Source organism: Sphingomonas bacterium (assembly GCF_028292945.1).
In the GTDB taxonomy this organism is placed as follows: Bacteria; Pseudomonadota; Alphaproteobacteria; order Sphingomonadales; family Sphingomonadaceae; genus Sphingomonas.
Map to the genome: position 1 here is coordinate 1 of NZ_JAQGLJ010000050.1, position 14,993 is coordinate 14,993.

Consider the following 14,993-nt stretch of genomic DNA (forward strand, 5'->3'; position numbering starts at 1 on the left):
GCGGCGGTGCTGGCGCGGGCATGGGTTCCGTCACCGCGGCGGAACGGGGCTCCGGCACGGGCGGCGGCGCGCTCGCCACGACCACCGGCGCACCCGGTCCCGGCGCACGCAGCGTCAGCGCCGCGAGCCGGTAGATGATCGGCTCCGCCCCCTGCATCTGATAGACGAGGCCGCTGCCGTCGAGCGCGGCCTGTGCGGCATATTCCACGTCCGCCTCCAGCCGGCGATCGCCGTCGAACGCATCCTCCAGCCCCGGCGGCAGGTCGAGCACCAGATGCCCCTCGCACACCGTCACGTCGAGTTTCTCGTCGCGGCTCTTCGCGACCGGATTCTCCATGCGCACGGTGACGCTGGCGGCGATCTGGTCCAGCATCGCCGGCTTGCCGCGCCCGATCTTGGTCGCTTCGTCGAAGGCATAGGCTTTCAGCCGGTCATAGGTCTCCGCCGACCCGCACGCCCGCTTCAGCCGGCGGACGTTGGCAAGCCGGTCCTTGGCGCTGCGTTCATCGGCGGCGGGGGTTTTGGGCTTGGCGAAGTCGCAGGCGGGCAAGCCCGCAGCCAGCAGCGCCGCGATCAGCAATCGTCGCACCCGATACTCCCGTCACACGTCGCGCGCCTCAACGCTCACGAAAGCGTTTGGATCAACGCCGCATGAGCTGCCACGCCAGCCACAGCCAGCCGGCGATCATCGTCGCCCCGCCCAGCGGCGTCACCGGCCCCAGCCAGCGCGGGCCGCCCAGCGCCAGCGCGTACAGCGACCCGGCGAACAACGCCGCGCCGGCGACGAACAGCCACCCCGGGCCCCGCGCGCCGAGCTGCATGGCCACCAGTGCGGCGACGGCATGGATCAGCTGATACTCGCCGCCGGTACGCAGCAGCGATGCCGCGCGCTCGCCTGCCCCATGCGCGCCAAACGCCCCTGCCCCGATCGCGACCGCCCCGGACAGCGCGGCGAGCACGCCCAACCAGTTCACGTCGCGCTCTCGCGCTGTTCCTGCCGCAGCATCACCTCATGCGCCGCGCGCAGGTCGCCCGTATCAATCTGTGCGCGCAGCCGCTCGCGGTCGTTCTTGCGGAAGCGATCCTCCGCACGGTCGATATCGGGTCCGTCGACGCCGACCGACAGCAGCGCGCGCCGCGCCATGGCCACCGCCGACTCAAGCACCTCGCGCACCGCATATTCCATCGGGGCGCCCGCCAGCTTGATCACCGCGCGCCGATCGAACGCGCGCACGAACACGGTGGCATGCGGGAATGTGTCGCTCACCGACGCCAGCAGCTCGGGCGTGATCTGGTCGCCGTCGAGGCAGAAGCAGATCAGCTCCGCCTCCGCCGCGCCCGCCTGGCGCAGCAGGTCCAGCCGCGTGCCGTCGCCATAGTAGACCTTGGCGCCGAACTCGCCCGCCACGTCGATCATCTCGATGTCGGTGTCGATCAGCGTCACGGGGATGCCCTGCGCGATCAGCATCTGCGCGACTGTCTGGCCGAACCGGCCATAGCCGACGATCAGCGCGTTGGCGCCGTCGGATACCGGACCGTCGCGTTCGCCCCGCGCGGCCAGCGGCTGTTGCCGGATCCGGCGGGTCCAGCTCATCAGGAACGGCGTCGTCGCCATCGACAAGGTGATGATCGCGCCGAACAGGCTCGCAGCCTCGGGTGCGATCAGCAGTCCCTGTTGCGCCTGCGCGAACAGGACAAAGCCGAACTCGCCGCCCTGGCTGAGCAGCAGGCCCAGCGCCAGCGCCTGGCGCCACCCCATCTTCATCGCCGCGCCGATCGCAGTGATGATCCCCGCCTTGGCCGCGATCAGCGCCAGCGCCATGCCGAGCACGAACAGCGGCCGCTCGGCGATCGCGCGCAGATCGAGCAGCATGCCGACCGACAGGAAGAACAGGCCGAGCAGCACCGACCGGAACGGCTCCACGTCCGTCTCCAGCTCGTGCCGGTACGGCGTGTCGGCGAGCATCACGCCGGCGATGAACGCGCCGAGCGCGGTGGACAGGCCGAGCAGCTCCATGACGGCGGCGCTCGCCGCGACCGTGAACAGGGCGGCGAACACGAACATCTCGCGCTCGCCCAGATTGCCGATCAACCGGAACAGCGGCCGAAGCAGAAAGCGGCCGGCGAGGATCAGCCCGACGATGGCAAGCGCCGTGTTGAGACCCAGCACCCACCCCGGCGGCCCGCCTGCGTCGGCGGGGTTGCGTGACAGCACCGCGATCAGCGTGATCAGCGGCACCAGCGACAGGTCCTGGAACAGCAGGATCGAGAACGCCCGCTCCCCGAACGGCGTCCGAAGCCGCCCCGACGACTGCAGCATCGGCAGCACCTGCGCCGTCGACGACAGCGCCAGCGGCAGCCCCAGCGCCAGCGCCGCCTGCCAGCTGAACCCCGCCCCGAACGCGACGATCGCGGTCACCGCCAGCCCGCACAGCGCCACCTGCGCCAGCCCGAGCCCGAAGATCTCGCCTTTCATCTTCCACAAACGGGCCGGGTTCAGCTCCAGCCCGACGATGAACAGCAGCAATGTGATGCCGAGCTCCGCCGTGACGATCTTCGACTCCGCGCCACCGACGAGACCCAGCACCTGCGGCCCGATCACCGCGCCCGCGACCAGATAGCCCAGCGTCGCGCCGAGCCCGAGCTTGCGAAAGATCAGCACGAACAGCAGCCCGAAGCCGAGCAGCACCGCGCCTTCCACGACCGACGAATCGTGAACGTGGTGAACCAGCCATGACCGCGACTGCTGCAGCGGCCAGAACAGGTCAGCCATGCGTCGCCTCGATCATGGCCGCCTGTTCGGCCGCCGCAGCCGCCGCAGCCGCCGCCTCGAACGCCAATCGGATCGACGCGTGGCGAGCCGGATAGTCAAGAACAGGGGCGAGCACCGCCACCCCCGGCCATTCCGGCTGCGCTCCTTCGCGCGCGAGCCAGGCGGTCAGGGTGTCGCGCTCGGCGGCCAGTTCGGCGGGGGTGCGGCCGACCACGGCAGCGGCCAATAGCGACGACGACGCCTGCCCCAGCGCGCATGCGCGGACCAGCAGCCCCACTTCGGCCACCTTGCCATCGGGTGCCAGGTTGACATCCACCGTCACCCGGCTGCCGCATATCGGCGAACGCCGTTCCGCGCTGCCCTGTGGGTTGGGCAGACGCTGGTGAAACGGGATGCTCGCGGCGAGACGCAGGATGTCGGTGTTGTACAGCGGCGCGCTCATGCGCCCGCGCTCGGCTTGACCGGCCGGGGGCCGAACACCGGTTCTCCCTTGCGGCGGCGGTCGAGAATGTCGGCGATGCCCGCACTGGTCGCGTTGAGCAGCGGGTAGGTTCGCGACTTGGTCATCCACTCCGGCCGGTTGAGCCGCCCGCCGCGCGCGGTGTCGACCACCAGCGCCGCGAGCAGGAAGGCGAGGCTCGCCAGGATCACGCCCTTCAACGCTCCAAATCCGAACCCGAGCGCGCGGTCGACCGGACCCAGCACCGAATTCTTGGTCCGATTGCCGATCGCGTTCGCGACCACTCGTCCGAGCAGGAAGGTGCCGCCGGTCAGAATGGCGAATGCCAGCACCGCCGCGCCCGACACCGTGCCGATCGTGCCGCTAAGCGTCTGCGTCAGCGGGGCATGAAATGCCTTGAGCGCCAGCACCGCCGCGACCCAGGCGCCCAGCGACAGCACCTCGGCCATGAACCCGCGCTTCAACCCCAGCAACGCCGCCAGCGCGACGCCGATCAGAACAAGCATGTCGAGTGCGGTGAGACCCATGGGAGGTAGGTAGAGGGCTGAAGAGGCCACCGCCACCCCTCTCCCGCAGGCCCGAGAGGGACAGCCGCCACAGGCCGCACGGTGGGGGCACGACGTGCAATTAGAAGGGGCAGCCCCGTCGAACCCGCGTCAGACGCTCACCCTGGCTCGCTCGCGCAAGCCTGTCCCTCTCCCGCAGGCGGGAGAGGGTTTTCAGCTACCGCCCCAACAGATGATCCACGAACTGCGCCAGCGTGCGGAACCCGGAAAGACGCATCCCCTCCCCTTTCGCACCGGCCGGCAGCAGCGCGCGTTCGAAGCCGAGCTTGCCTGCCTCCTTCAGCCGCAGCGGCGCGTGCGCGACCGGACGGATCTCGCCCGACAACGCGATCTCGCCGAACACCACCGCTTCGGCGGGTACGGGTCGTTCGCTCAGCCCCGACACCAGCGCCGCCGCGACCGCCAGGTCGGCGGCGGGATCCTGCACGCGATACCCGCCGGCGACGTTCAGATACACCTCGCAGGCGGAAAAGGAGAGCCCGCAGCGCGCCTCCAGCACCGCCAGCACCATCGCCAGCCGCCCCGCGTCCCACCCCACCACCGACCGACGCGGGGTCGCCCCGCTGGCGAGCCGCACCACCAGTGCCTGGATCTCTACCAGTACCGGCCGCGTGCCCTCCAGCGCGGGAAACACCGTCGCACCCGTTACGCCCTCGTCGCGATGCGTCAGGAACAAGGCAGACGGGTTCGCCACCTCCGCCAGCCCGCCCGCCTCCATCGCGAATACGCCGATCTCGTCGGTGCCGCCGAAGCGGTTCTTGTTGGCGCGCAGGATGCGATATTGATGCGACCGCTCGCCCTCGAACGACAGCACCGTGTCGACCATGTGCTCCAGCACGCGCGGGCCCGCGATGGCACCGTCCTTGGTGACGTGGCCGACCAGCACCACCGCCGAGCCGCGCTCCTTGGCGAAGCGAATCAGCTCGCCCGCCGAGGCGCGCACCTGGCTGACGGTGCCGGGTGCGCCCTCGATCAGGTCCGAATGCATCGTCTGGATCGAGTCGATCACCACCAGCGCCGGCGGCTGCCCCATCGACAAGGTGGTCAGGATGTCGCGCACCGATGTCGCGGCGGCGAGCTGCACCGGCGCATCGCCCAGCCCCAAACGCTGCGCGCGCAGGCGCACCTGGTCAGCGGCCTCCTCACCCGAGATGTATGCAACGGATGCCCCTGCCAGCGCCATCCGGGCCGCCGCCTGCAGCAGCAGCGTCGACTTGCCGATCCCCGGATCGCCGCCGATCAGCGTCGCCGACCCCTCGACGAAGCCACCGCCCAGCGCCCGGTCCAGCTCCGCGATCCCCGATGTCCGCCGCTCGGGCAGCACGGCGGGCGCGTTGAGCGCGGTCAGCGTCACTACCCGTCCGCCACCCTGCAGATTGTGCTTGGCCTGGAACGGCGTCGCTAACGTCCCCGCCTCCTCGACGAGCGTGTTCCACTCCGCGCAGTCCGCGCACTGCCCGGCCCAGCGCGACGCGACCGAGCCGCACGCCTGACAGACATAGCGTTTCTGAGGTTTGGCCATGTGAGCGTCTGTAGCATCTCATCAACGAGAGGGAACATTGCTTGAACGTGCTTGTGGGGCGTGCAATCAACTGCGCAACTCACGCTGGGGTTGTCATGTCGATCTTTGCCGCTTCGCTCCTCGTTGCCGCAACGCCGCAGCCCGCCCTTGCTCCGAACGGGTCCTGGGAGGTCAAGGGCGAAGACGGCATGTGTCTGTTGCAGATCGACTATGCGTCCGGTGCCGAAGCTTTGTCTTTGGTGTTCAAGCCCCTGCTCGATCTGCCGACGATGGAACTCTACGTGATTGGTGGCGACGCCTCGGGCCGGCAGTTTGACGGCGAGTACACGGCCCAGCTTCTCGCGCCCGCCAAGCCGTATGCGGGCAGATATTTCTCCGTTCGCTCGGAGCTGTCTAAGCGACGGGTGACCCGTTTGACCGTGGAACGGGATCTACTGGATCAGCTGAACGACCAGGACGTGCTCCGGATTGCCGCCAAGCCGATCGATCGCAGCTTCATCATTGTCGCGGCGCGGTCCGCGAAGGCGGCGCTACAGACCTGCACTGATCGGCTAAAGAGGTCCTGGGGCATTGTCCCGGTTCCTGGTGAGGGTGTCTCCCAACTGGTGGGCGACCCTGCCGAGCAGTTCGGCGCTAGTTCATATCCACCGGAAGCGCTGAGGAAGCGTATTTACGGCCGTGTTATCGCCTTGCTCAAGATAAACGGATCCGGCGCGGTAGACGGCTGCCGCGTTCTGTCGTCTGCAGGACCCGAGCTTAACGCCGGCACATGCAAGGCGGCCATGAAGATCCGCTTCACGCCCCCTCGCGACAAGAGTGGAAACGGGCTACGTTCCACTTACGTCCTGCCCGTGCGCTGGGTTTTAGCGGGGATGCGTTAGCGCCGCCTCGCAATCCAGGCAGGCCAGGGCTAAGGCCCGCCTCCATGCAGCCGTCGGACCTCCGCGTCGCGCTCTTCAGCGGCAACTACAACTACACGCGCGATGGCCCTACCCAGGCGCTGAACCTGCTGGTCGGGTTCTTGCTGCGCCACGGTGTCGCGGTGCGGATCTACGCACCGACCACCAGCGTGCCGGCCTTCGAGCACACGGGCGATCTCGTCAGCGTCCGCTCGATCGCGCTGCCGGGCGAGCGCGGCGAGTACCGCATGGCATTGGGCTTGCCGGGTGCGATCCGGCGCGACCTGAAAGCGTTCGGCCCGACGATCGTCCACCTCTCCGCCCCCGACATCCTCGGCCACCGCGCGGTCAGCTGGGCACGCGCGAGGCACATCCCGTGCGTGGCGTCGCTCCACACGCGCTTCGAAACCTACCTCAGATACTACCACGCCGGAATGCTCGAGCCGCTGCTCGTAGGCGTGCAGAAGCGCTTCTACGAACGGGTCGACCGCGTCATGCCGCCCGCGGAGTCGATGGCGGCGGTGGTGCGCGGGTGGGGCGTGAAGACGCCGATGGCGATCTGGTCGCGCGGCATCGACCATGACCGCTTCACGCCCGCGCGGCGCGATCTCGCCTGGCGCCGCTCGCTGGGGCTGGGCGACGATGACGTGGCGGTCGGCTTCCTGGGGCGCGTGGTGAAGGAAAAAGGCCTCGACGTGTTCGCGGAGGTGATGGCGAAGCTGCGCCGCCGCGGCGTTCCCGCACGCACGCTGGTGGTCGGCGAGGGGCCGGCGCAGGCCTGGTTCGCCGAACAGGTTCCCGACGCGGTGTTCGCCGGATTTCAGTCTGGCGACGATCTCGGCCGGGCGGTCGCGTCGATGGACGTGTTCTTCAACCCCAGCGTCACGGAGACGTTCGGCAACGTCACGCTGGAGGCGATGGCGGCGGGCGTGCCGGTGGTCGCCGCCAACGCCACCGGCGCAATCGACCTGGTCGAGCCGGGCATCACCGGCTTCCTGGTCCCGCCCCGCGATTGCGAAGCCTATGCCGATGCGATCGCGCGCATCGTCGCGCAACCCGACCTGCGAGCAGGCATGGGTGCGGCTGGTCACCACAAGGCGTCAGGCTATCGCTGGGATGCGGCCAATCAGGCGGTGCTGGACGTGTATCTGGAGCTTGCTACCCAGGCTGCCAATCAAAGCTGAGCGGCGCCTCCCGGAACGCAAACCGGTCCACATGGCGGGCCACCGCTCCTTGCAGCCCCGCCATCTGCTCGGCCGAGCTTGCATCGATGCGGATGGCCAGCGCGGCGGCGGTAGCGTCGAAGGTGACCAGCGCGTCGGCCGGATAGTCCGCCCCGCGCGCATCCTTCGGGAACGCGACCGTGCCATGGTCGGCGGTGAACGAGACCTGCAGATTGTGCGTCCAGTGCTTGCACACCTGCTGCAGATAGCGGCTCGCCGATTGGGTCGGTACGGTGGCGACGGCGGCGATCAACGCAGCCGCTCGATCTTTTGCGCCACCTCGTCGATCAGCGCGGCGATATCGTGCAGCGTGTCGTCGGACCAGTCGCCGCGCGACACGCGGTTACCGACCGCTTGCCCCAGATTGCCCATCGCACGCCGCACCGGCCCACGGTCCGACCGCTGACGATGCGCGCCCAGCTCGGTCAGGCGCGCGATCAGCGCATCGGCCTCGGCGCGCTTCTCGTCGAGATGCTTGCGGCCCTCCTCGGTAGAGGCGAAGCGCTTCTTGGCACCTTCGGAGCGCTGCTCCTCGATCAGGCCCATCTCGTCGAGCAGCGCCAGCGTCGGGTAGACGACGCCCGGGCTGGGGGCATAGGCGCCGCCGGTCAGCTCCTCGATCTCGCGGATGAGATCGTAGCCGTGGCGGGGCTCGTCGGCGATCAGCTTGAGCAGCACCAGCCGCAGCTCGCCGCCGTCGAACATCCGGCGGCCGCGGCCGCTGGAGCCGCGGCCAAGACCCTGGGCCTCGTCGAACCTGGCTGCGAAGCGAGTGGCGAAGTGCTCCCACCGATCGCCACGACCTCGTGATCCGCAACCGCGACTGAAATGGAAATGCATGACAAGCCTCCGTATAGCACGATGCAGCTAAGATATATCTTGTTGATGGTCATGCAAGAGCGGTCTGCGATATATCTTACGCACTGCTGACTTTCTTCTACGTAATGCTGAACTCGTTTCAGCATCCACGCCCGCCCTCCCACCCGCTTCGTTTTCAAGCGGAGCCCCGGAACGCGCATGGATCCTGAAACAAGTTCAGGGTGACGCGTGCGCCGGGCAGACGTATCGGCGGCTCATGGCCGACCTGTTCGCCGCATTTGATCCACCCCTGCCCGCAGAGCCGTCACCAGCCGACGCGCCGCTGGCTGACCGCCTGCGGCCACGACAACTCGCCGACGTCGTCGGGCAGGAGCATCTAACCGGGGCCGACGGCGCGATCGGGCGAATGGTTGCGGCGCGGCGGCTGTCCTCGCTCATCCTGTGGGGGCCGCCCGGAACCGGCAAGACCACCATTGCACGGCTCCTCGCCGATGCCGTGGGACTTCGCTTCGTGGCGATTTCCGCCGTGTTCTCCGGCGTCGCCGATCTCAAGCGCGTGTTCGCGGAAGCACGCGAGCACGGACGCGCGGGGGCCAAGACCCTGCTGTTCGTGGATGAGATCCACCGCTTCAACCGGGCGCAGCAGGATGGCTTTCTTCCATTCGTCGAGGACGGCACCGTCACGCTGGTCGGGGCCACCACCGAGAACCCGTCCTTCGAGCTCAATGCCGCGTTGCTGAGCCGCGCGCAGGTGCTGGTGCTGCGTCGGCTGGACCACGCCGCACTGGAGCGCCTGCTCGCGCGTGCCGAGGGCCTGTCGGGCCCGCTGCCGCTGGACCGCCAGGCGCGCGACGCGCTGATCGCCAGCGCCGATGGCGACGGACGGTTCCTGCTCAACCAGGCAGAGACGCTGTTCGCCGCAGGCCTCGCCGCGCCGCTCGACGCGCGCGCGCTGGGCGAGTTCCTGCAACGCCGCGTCGCCGTGTACGACAAGGACCGCGAGGGTCATTACGGCATCATCTCCGCGCTCCACAAATCGATCAGGGGGTCCGATCCGCAGGCGGCGCTCTACTATCTGGCGCGCATGCTGACGGCCGGAGAGGAGCCGCTTTATGTGCTCCGCCGCCTGACGCGTGCCGCCGTGGAGGACATCGGCCTCGCCGACCCGCAGGCGTTGCTACAGTGCATCGCGGCCAAGGACGCGTACGACTTCCTCGGCTCCCCGGAAGGGGAGCTGGCGATCGCGCAGGCGTGCGTGTACCTCGCGACCGCACCCAAATCGAATGCGGTGTACGCCGCGCAAAAGGCGGCGTGGGCGAGCGCCAAGGCGAACGGCTCGCTCAGCCCGCCCAAGCACATCCTCGGCGCCCCGACCAAGCTGATGCGCGATCTCGGCTATGGCAAAGGCTATGCCTACGATCATGACACGGACGGCGCGTTCTCCGGGGCGGACTACTGGCCCGACGAGATGGAGCCGCAGACCTATTATGAGCCCACCGACCGCGGGTTCGAAAAGCGCGTCGCGGAACGGATGGCATGGTGGAACGAGCGGAGGTCCAGCCCTTCTCCGCGAGCGGGAGACGGACAGGGTCGCCAGTGAGCCAGGGTTACGCCCGCCGCGAACTCCGGGGGAGTGACCTTATGAACAGCTGGGAAGATGTCGCCGACTTCGCGCTCACGCTGCCGGGGGCGGAAGCCGCCACCTCCTATCGCCAGCCTTCGATCAAGGTAGGCGGTCGGATGTTCGTGTCGACCGGGCACGAGCCCGACAGCTTCCATGTCCGCAGCCCGTTCGAGGACAAGGCCGTGTTGATCGAGAGCGATCCCGCCACCTTCTGGCAGACACCCCTTACGCGAACTGGTCCGGCCTGCTGGTCCGCTATGCCAGCACCGACCCGGATCGTGTCCGCCTCGTGATCTTCCGCGCGTGGTGGGACGCGGCGACGTCCAGCGTGCGACGGAAGTTCGGCGAACGCCCCTGATCGGCATGCCCGCCGGTTTGCGGGGGTCGTTTCGCGGCTGTACCGTTCACCGATGCGCATGGCCGGCCACACCGTCCACCTATCGGTCGATCCGGCTCGCCATGCCGAGCTGACCACGGCAACGATCGAGCTGACCGCGGGCGGCGCGTCGTTGACGCTCAAGATCACCATCCCCGCTGGCCCAACGACGATGGTCGAGCTGCTGCCCGTGCTGCAGGGCCTCGCCAGTCTGTTCGCCGCGCGCGGCACGGCGCGGGTCGAAGCGGCGGGCCAGACGATCTCCTGCCGGGCGGGCTGCGGCGCGTGCTGTCGCCAGCTGGTGCCGGTCGCAGGCAGCGAAGCGCGCCACCTCGCGGCGGTGGTCGACGCGCTGCCGGCGGAGCGCCGCCTGGCCGTGCGCGCGCGCTTCGACGCCGCGCTGGCGGCGCTCGACGCGGCGGGGCTCCTGAGCGAGTTGTCCGATCCGTCCACGATCAGGTCGGCGGACCAAGGCATGCGCTACTTCCGTCTCGCGATCCCCTGTCCTTTCCTCGAGGACGAAGCCTGCACGATCCACGCCGATCGGCCGCTCGGTTGTCGAGAGTATCTCGTCACCTCGCCCGCCGAGAACTGCGCTGCGCTGCAAGATCGGCAGATCGACATGGTGCCGATCGACTGGAAGCTGTCGCGTTCGCTGGTTCGTGCCGACCCCGAAGAGGGCTGGATGCCGCTGGTGCTGGCGCTCCGTTTCGCCAAGTTGGCGCCACCGCCGCGCCGACAGGGCGGACCCGACCTGCTGCGCGCTGTAATCACCGCCGGAGGGGCCTCAGGGTAACAGGATCGCGACCACCCGCCGATTGGCGGCCGCGCCGGGCGGCAGATCGGGCAATGGGCGGCCCGAGCCATACCCGATCGCGGTGAGCCGCGCCCGCGCCACGCCTTGCGTCGCGAGATAGGCCACCACCGCCGCCGCGCGCCGCTGCGACAAGGCCAGGTTGGTGGCGCGCCGCCCGGCCGAGTCGGTATGCCCTTCGATCCGCAGGCGGCGGACCGCCAACGCCGGCCGCGCCAGCGCCGCCGCCAAGGCGCGGGCTTCGCGCTGTGCGGTCGCCGACAGCGCAGCCGAGCCGGAGGCGAAGGTCAGCCGCAAGTCGACCGGCGCGGCTGGTGCCGTGGCAAGGGCGAACCGTTTCCCCGGGCCACTTTCCGGCGGTGCGGCAGACCCGGCCTCCGGCCCGCATCTGCCGGTCAGCAGGCAGACATAATCCTCCGGCGTTCGCTGCTGCGCCTGCGCCATCATCGGCGTTGCGATCACGCCCACCGCCGCCAGCCAGGTCAATTTCCGCATCTCGCCCTCCCCTATTTCGACACAGCCTATCAGCCCCCCCGACGCGCCCCAGTCAAATGCGACCAACCGCCACTGGATTTTCGCGCTTTCCTGAACCAAGGACGGTTCGGGCCGGTTTAGCTCAGTTGGTAGAGCGCCAGTTTTGTAAACTGGATGTCGCGGGTTCGATTCCTGCAACCGGCACCGCGACGGCAGCACGCATGCAGCGTAGCTGCGTAGGAGACTGCCGAACGCGGCCGGGCTCGGCCCAGCGGAGCTTCGACGTCACGGGATTTACTCCCGTGACGCGCGCGCCGAAGGCAACCACCTTCATTCCCCCCGCGTTACGAACTGGGGAATGATAAAAGTCGCCAGCTACAACATACGCAAGGGCGTCGGACTGGACCGCAAGCGGTCGCCCGAACGCATCCTGGACGTACTTCGCGAGATCGACGCCGACGTGATCGCGCTGCAGGAGGCGGATCGGCGCTTCGGCGCGCGGAGCTGCGTCATCTCGCCGCACCTGCTCGACGAAAGATCGGACTGGCAGGCGGTGGCGCTGGGGATGCGCGCCGCCTCGATGGGCTGGCACGGCAACGCGCTGTTGGTGCGCAAGGCGGCCACCGTGCAGAGCGCCGGGCCGGTCCACCTGCCCGCGCTGGAGCCGCGCGGCGCGGTCACGGCCGATGTCACGCTGCCGCAAGGTGTCGCGATCCGCGTCGTCGGCATGCACCTCGACCTGTCCGGCCTGTGGCGCCGGCGACAGGCGGCGGCGGTCATGGCGCATGTCGATCACGCGGCGGAGGTCCGCCCGACCGTGCTGATGGGCGATCTCAACGAATGGACCGCCGCCGGTGGTTGCCTGCGGGACTTCCACCGCCACTATCGCTCCGCCGAGACCGGCCCATCCTTTCACGCGCGCAAGCCAATGGGGCGGCTCGACCGCATCATGGTCTCGCCGGACCTGACGGTCGTCGATTGTGGCGTTCACACCACCCCGGCCGCCCGCATCGCTTCCGATCACCTGCCGATCTGGGCGGTGCTGGACGTTGCTCCCCTCCCGCTTGCGGGAGGGGTCGGGGTTGGGCCTGAACCGGACGCAGCTCCCGCAGACCACCCCGACCCTTTCCCCTCCCGCGAGCGGGAGGGGAAATGAGGGAAAAGGAGCTCCGCCTCGCCCTGGTCTGTTACGGCGGGGTCAGCCTCGCCGTCTACATGCACGGCATCACCAAGGAGGTGTGGCGGCTCGCCTGCGCCAGCCGCGCGGTCCACGACGGCGCGGCGCCGGGCAGCGGCAGCCAGGGCGTGTATCAGGCACTGCTCGCAGAGCTGGAGCGCGAGGCGGACCTGCGCATCCGGGTGCTGCCCGACATCATCGCGGGCGCGTCGGCGGGCGGGATCAACGGCATCTTCCTCGCCCAGGCGATCGCCACGGGGCAAAGTCTGGACCCGCTTACCGACCTGTGGCTGACATCCGCCGATGTCGAGGCGCTGATCGATACCGACGCCGCGCCGGCGTCGCGCTTCTCGAAGATGTGGGCGAGGCCGCTCGCCTGGATGGCGGCCGGGCGTGGTATGGAGGAGCTGGACGAGGCGACCCAGGGCGAGGTGCGCGCCAAGCTCTCGCATCTGATCCGATCGCGCTGGTTCGAACCGCCGTTTTCGGGACCGGGGTTCACCGGGCTGCTGCTCGACGCGCTTGACGCGATGGCGTCGTCACCGCGCGGTCCGCGCCTGCTGCCCCCCGAGCAGCCGCTCGACCTGTTCGTCACCGTCACCGACTTCACCGGCCACCCCGAGCGGCTGCGGCTCAACTCGCCGCCCGAGGTGATCGAGACCGAACATCGTGTCGTGGTGCATTTCACCGACGACGCGCGCGTGGGCGACTCGCTCGCTGCGCTGCCCGAACTCGCCTTTGCCGCGCGCGCGACCTCCAGCTTTCCCGGCGCTTTTCCGCCCTTCACCGTCGGCGAACTTGACCGCGTACTGAAGCAACGACGCAAGACCTGGCGGGGCCGAAAGGCGTTCCTCGCCCGCATCCTTCCTCGCCACGACGCCGTCGGCGCGGCGGACAAGGCGGTGCTGATCGACGGCTCCGTGCTCGCCAACGCGCCGTTCCGCCCTGCTATCGAAGCCCTGAGACAGCGACCCGCCAAGCGCGAGGTCGACCGCCGGTTCGTGTACATCGACCCGTCGCCGCGCAACAAGCTGCGACCGCGCACGGCCGGCGAGGAGCCGGGCTGGTTCAAGACCATCCTCGGGGCGCTCAGCGACCTGCCGCGCCAGCAGCCGATCCGCGACAATCTGGAGGCGATCGCGGCGCGGTCCATGCGCACGCACCGGCTGCGCGGCATTCTGGCGGCGATCCGCCCGACGGTGGATGCGGAGGTCGGCGCGGTGTTCGGCGACGAGCTGGACAGGGAGCTACCGACGCCTGCACGGCTTGGCGACTGGCGTCGGCGCGCGCACACCGCCGCGGTCGATCACGCCGGTTATGCGCATACGTCCTACACCCTCCTCAAGCTGACCGGTGTGGTGGACACGCTGGCGGAGCTGTTGGCGGCGGTGCATGATCGCCGCACTCCGGAGGCGCTCGCGCTCGCGCTCGGCGAAGCAATGCCGAGGCGGCGGCCGGCGGGTAACGAGGAAACCACCGTCGCGGTCCTCCGCGGATTCGACCTGCGCTATCGCATCCGACGTCTGCGCCTGCTCGCGCGTCGGCTGGCGGAGGTGGAGCACGAGGGGGAGGAAGAGGCGCTCGCCCCGACCCGCGAGGCGATCTACGCGGCGCTGGCGCGCTATGGAGAGCGACAACGCGCGGAAACGCACCGAAGGCTCCGGCCTCTACTGCGCCGTGCCCGGCCCGACTGGCCTGCGTTGCTCGACGCGCTGTTCGACTCGCTCGATCTCACCGGGCTCGATGCGGAGACCGATGCGAGCCTCGCCAGGGCGCTGGCGAACCTGCCGATCGTGCAGCGCCGTCCGTTGCTGCTAACCTATCTCGGCTTCCCGTGGTTCGACGTCGCCACGCTGCCGCTGTTGCAGGGCGAGGGGCTGGATGAGTTCGACCCGATCAAGGTCGATCGCATCGCGCCCGACGACGCGACCTCCATCCGGACCGGCGGGGCCGAGGCGACGTTGAAGGGTATTCAGTTCAACAACTTCGGCGCCTTCTTCAGCCGCGCGTATCGGGAGAACGATTATCTGTGGGGCCGTCTGCACGGTGCCGAGCGGCTGATCGACATCACCGTCTCCACCGCGCCCAAGCGCCTCAAGCCCGGCCGCGTCACTGCGTTCAAGCGCCAGGCCTTCCAAGCCATCCTGGACGCGGAAGAACCGCGGCTGACCGCAATCGCACCGTTGATCGCGTCCTTGCGTGAAGAGATCGGCTAAGCCCGCCGGGGTGACCGGCGGGCTGGCATCCCGCCGCCAATCGCGATACC

16 protein-coding genes and 1 tRNA gene are annotated in these 14,993 nt (G+C 69.1%); 8 read left to right on the top strand and 9 right to left on the bottom strand.

Annotated features, from left to right (window positions below; genetic code table 11):
* The 6 genes from JWN21_RS06500 to radA all read right to left on the bottom strand — a co-directional run.
* Window positions 1-589 (bottom strand): hypothetical protein (locus tag JWN21_RS06500; protein WP_299647457.1); only part of this gene is annotated, 589 nt, incomplete at its 3' end.
* 52 nt (window positions 590-641) lie between these two features.
* Window positions 642-974, bottom strand: a complete 333-nt coding sequence (locus JWN21_RS06505; RefSeq protein ID WP_299647459.1) for a DUF423 domain-containing protein — start codon at window positions 972-974, stop codon at window positions 642-644.
* Window positions 971-2,773: a cation:proton antiporter gene (locus JWN21_RS06510; protein WP_299647461.1), complete on the bottom strand. Its 1,803-nt coding sequence runs from the start codon at window positions 2,771-2,773 to the stop codon at window positions 971-973. Before JWN21_RS06510 ends, JWN21_RS06505 begins: the two co-directional genes overlap by 4 nt.
* Window positions 2,766-3,215 (bottom strand): iron-sulfur cluster assembly scaffold protein, encoded by a 450-nt coding sequence (locus JWN21_RS06515; protein ID WP_299647462.1) that lies wholly within the window; start codon window positions 3,213-3,215, stop codon window positions 2,766-2,768. The genes JWN21_RS06510 and JWN21_RS06515 overlap by 8 nt, the downstream gene beginning before the upstream one ends.
* Window positions 3,212-3,760 (bottom strand): CvpA family protein, encoded by a 549-nt coding sequence (locus tag JWN21_RS06520; protein ID WP_299647463.1) that lies wholly within the window; start codon window positions 3,758-3,760, stop codon window positions 3,212-3,214. The genes JWN21_RS06515 and JWN21_RS06520 overlap by 4 nt, the downstream gene beginning before the upstream one ends.
* A gap of 196 nt (window positions 3,761-3,956) precedes the next feature.
* Window positions 3,957-5,321: a DNA repair protein RadA gene (gene radA / locus JWN21_RS06525; RefSeq protein WP_299647464.1), complete on the bottom strand. Its 1,365-nt coding sequence runs from the start codon at window positions 5,319-5,321 to the stop codon at window positions 3,957-3,959.
* A gap of 95 nt (window positions 5,322-5,416) precedes the next feature.
* On the opposite strand from radA, the gene JWN21_RS06530 reads away from it, so the two are divergent.
* Together JWN21_RS06530 and JWN21_RS06535 are read left to right on the top strand one after the other, a co-directional pair.
* On the top strand, window positions 5,417-6,202 hold the full coding sequence (locus tag JWN21_RS06530) for an energy transducer TonB (protein ID WP_299647465.1): 786 nt from the start codon (window positions 5,417-5,419) through the stop codon (window positions 6,200-6,202).
* Window positions 6,203-6,246: 44 nt separating this feature from the next.
* On the top strand, window positions 6,247-7,404 hold the full coding sequence (locus tag JWN21_RS06535) for a glycosyltransferase family 1 protein (RefSeq protein ID WP_299647466.1): 1,158 nt from the start codon (window positions 6,247-6,249) through the stop codon (window positions 7,402-7,404).
* Here the strand turns inward: JWN21_RS06535 and JWN21_RS06540 are convergent.
* Together JWN21_RS06540 and JWN21_RS06545 are read right to left on the bottom strand one after the other, a co-directional pair.
* Window positions 7,379-7,696 carry a DUF2218 domain-containing protein gene (locus JWN21_RS06540; protein WP_299647467.1) on the bottom strand — a complete coding sequence of 106 codons (318 nt, stop codon included), beginning with the start codon at window positions 7,694-7,696 and terminating at the stop codon, window positions 7,379-7,381. The genes JWN21_RS06535 and JWN21_RS06540 overlap by 26 nt on opposite strands.
* Window positions 7,693-8,283 carry a PadR family transcriptional regulator gene (locus JWN21_RS06545; RefSeq protein ID WP_299647468.1) on the bottom strand — a complete coding sequence of 197 codons (591 nt, stop codon included), beginning with the start codon at window positions 8,281-8,283 and terminating at the stop codon, window positions 7,693-7,695. The genes JWN21_RS06540 and JWN21_RS06545 overlap by 4 nt, the downstream gene beginning before the upstream one ends.
* Window positions 8,284-8,518: 235 nt before the next feature.
* Here JWN21_RS06545 and JWN21_RS06550 point away from each other — a divergent pair, with 235 nt between their 5' ends.
* The 3 genes from JWN21_RS06550 (at window position 8,519) to JWN21_RS06560 (ending at window position 11,058) form a co-directional block, all read left to right on the top strand.
* Window positions 8,519-9,862: a replication-associated recombination protein A gene (locus JWN21_RS06550; protein WP_299647469.1), complete on the top strand. Its 1,344-nt coding sequence runs from the start codon at window positions 8,519-8,521 to the stop codon at window positions 9,860-9,862.
* A gap of 41 nt (window positions 9,863-9,903) precedes the next feature.
* Entirely contained in the window at window positions 9,904-10,179 is a 276-nt protein-coding gene (locus tag JWN21_RS06555) for a hypothetical protein (RefSeq protein ID WP_299647470.1), read from the top strand.
* Between the two features lie 117 nt (window positions 10,180-10,296).
* A complete protein-coding gene (locus tag JWN21_RS06560) occupies window positions 10,297-11,058 on the top strand; it encodes a YkgJ family cysteine cluster protein (protein WP_299647471.1) in 762 nt (253 codons plus the stop codon).
* Here the strand turns inward: JWN21_RS06560 and JWN21_RS06565 are convergent.
* The gene (locus JWN21_RS06565) at window positions 11,050-11,571 is read right to left on the bottom strand and encodes an OmpA family protein (RefSeq protein ID WP_299647472.1); all 522 of its coding nucleotides are present in this window, start codon (window positions 11,569-11,571) and stop codon (window positions 11,050-11,052) included. The genes JWN21_RS06560 and JWN21_RS06565 overlap by 9 nt on opposite strands.
* Before the next feature lie 110 nt (window positions 11,572-11,681).
* On the opposite strand from JWN21_RS06565, the gene JWN21_RS06570 reads away from it, so the two are divergent.
* The 3 genes from JWN21_RS06570 (at window position 11,682) to JWN21_RS06580 (ending at window position 14,943) form a co-directional block, all read left to right on the top strand.
* Window positions 11,682-11,754: transfer RNA gene (locus tag JWN21_RS06570), tRNA-Thr, on the top strand.
* A gap of 154 nt (window positions 11,755-11,908) precedes the next feature.
* Window positions 11,909-12,706 carry an endonuclease/exonuclease/phosphatase family protein gene (locus JWN21_RS06575; RefSeq protein ID WP_299647473.1) on the top strand — a complete coding sequence of 266 codons (798 nt, stop codon included), beginning with the start codon at window positions 11,909-11,911 and terminating at the stop codon, window positions 12,704-12,706.
* On the top strand, window positions 12,703-14,943 hold the full coding sequence (locus JWN21_RS06580) for a patatin-like protein (protein ID WP_299647474.1): 2,241 nt from the start codon (window positions 12,703-12,705) through the stop codon (window positions 14,941-14,943). Before JWN21_RS06575 ends, JWN21_RS06580 begins: the two co-directional genes overlap by 4 nt.
* The last annotated feature ends 50 nt before the right edge of the window (window positions 14,944-14,993 follow it).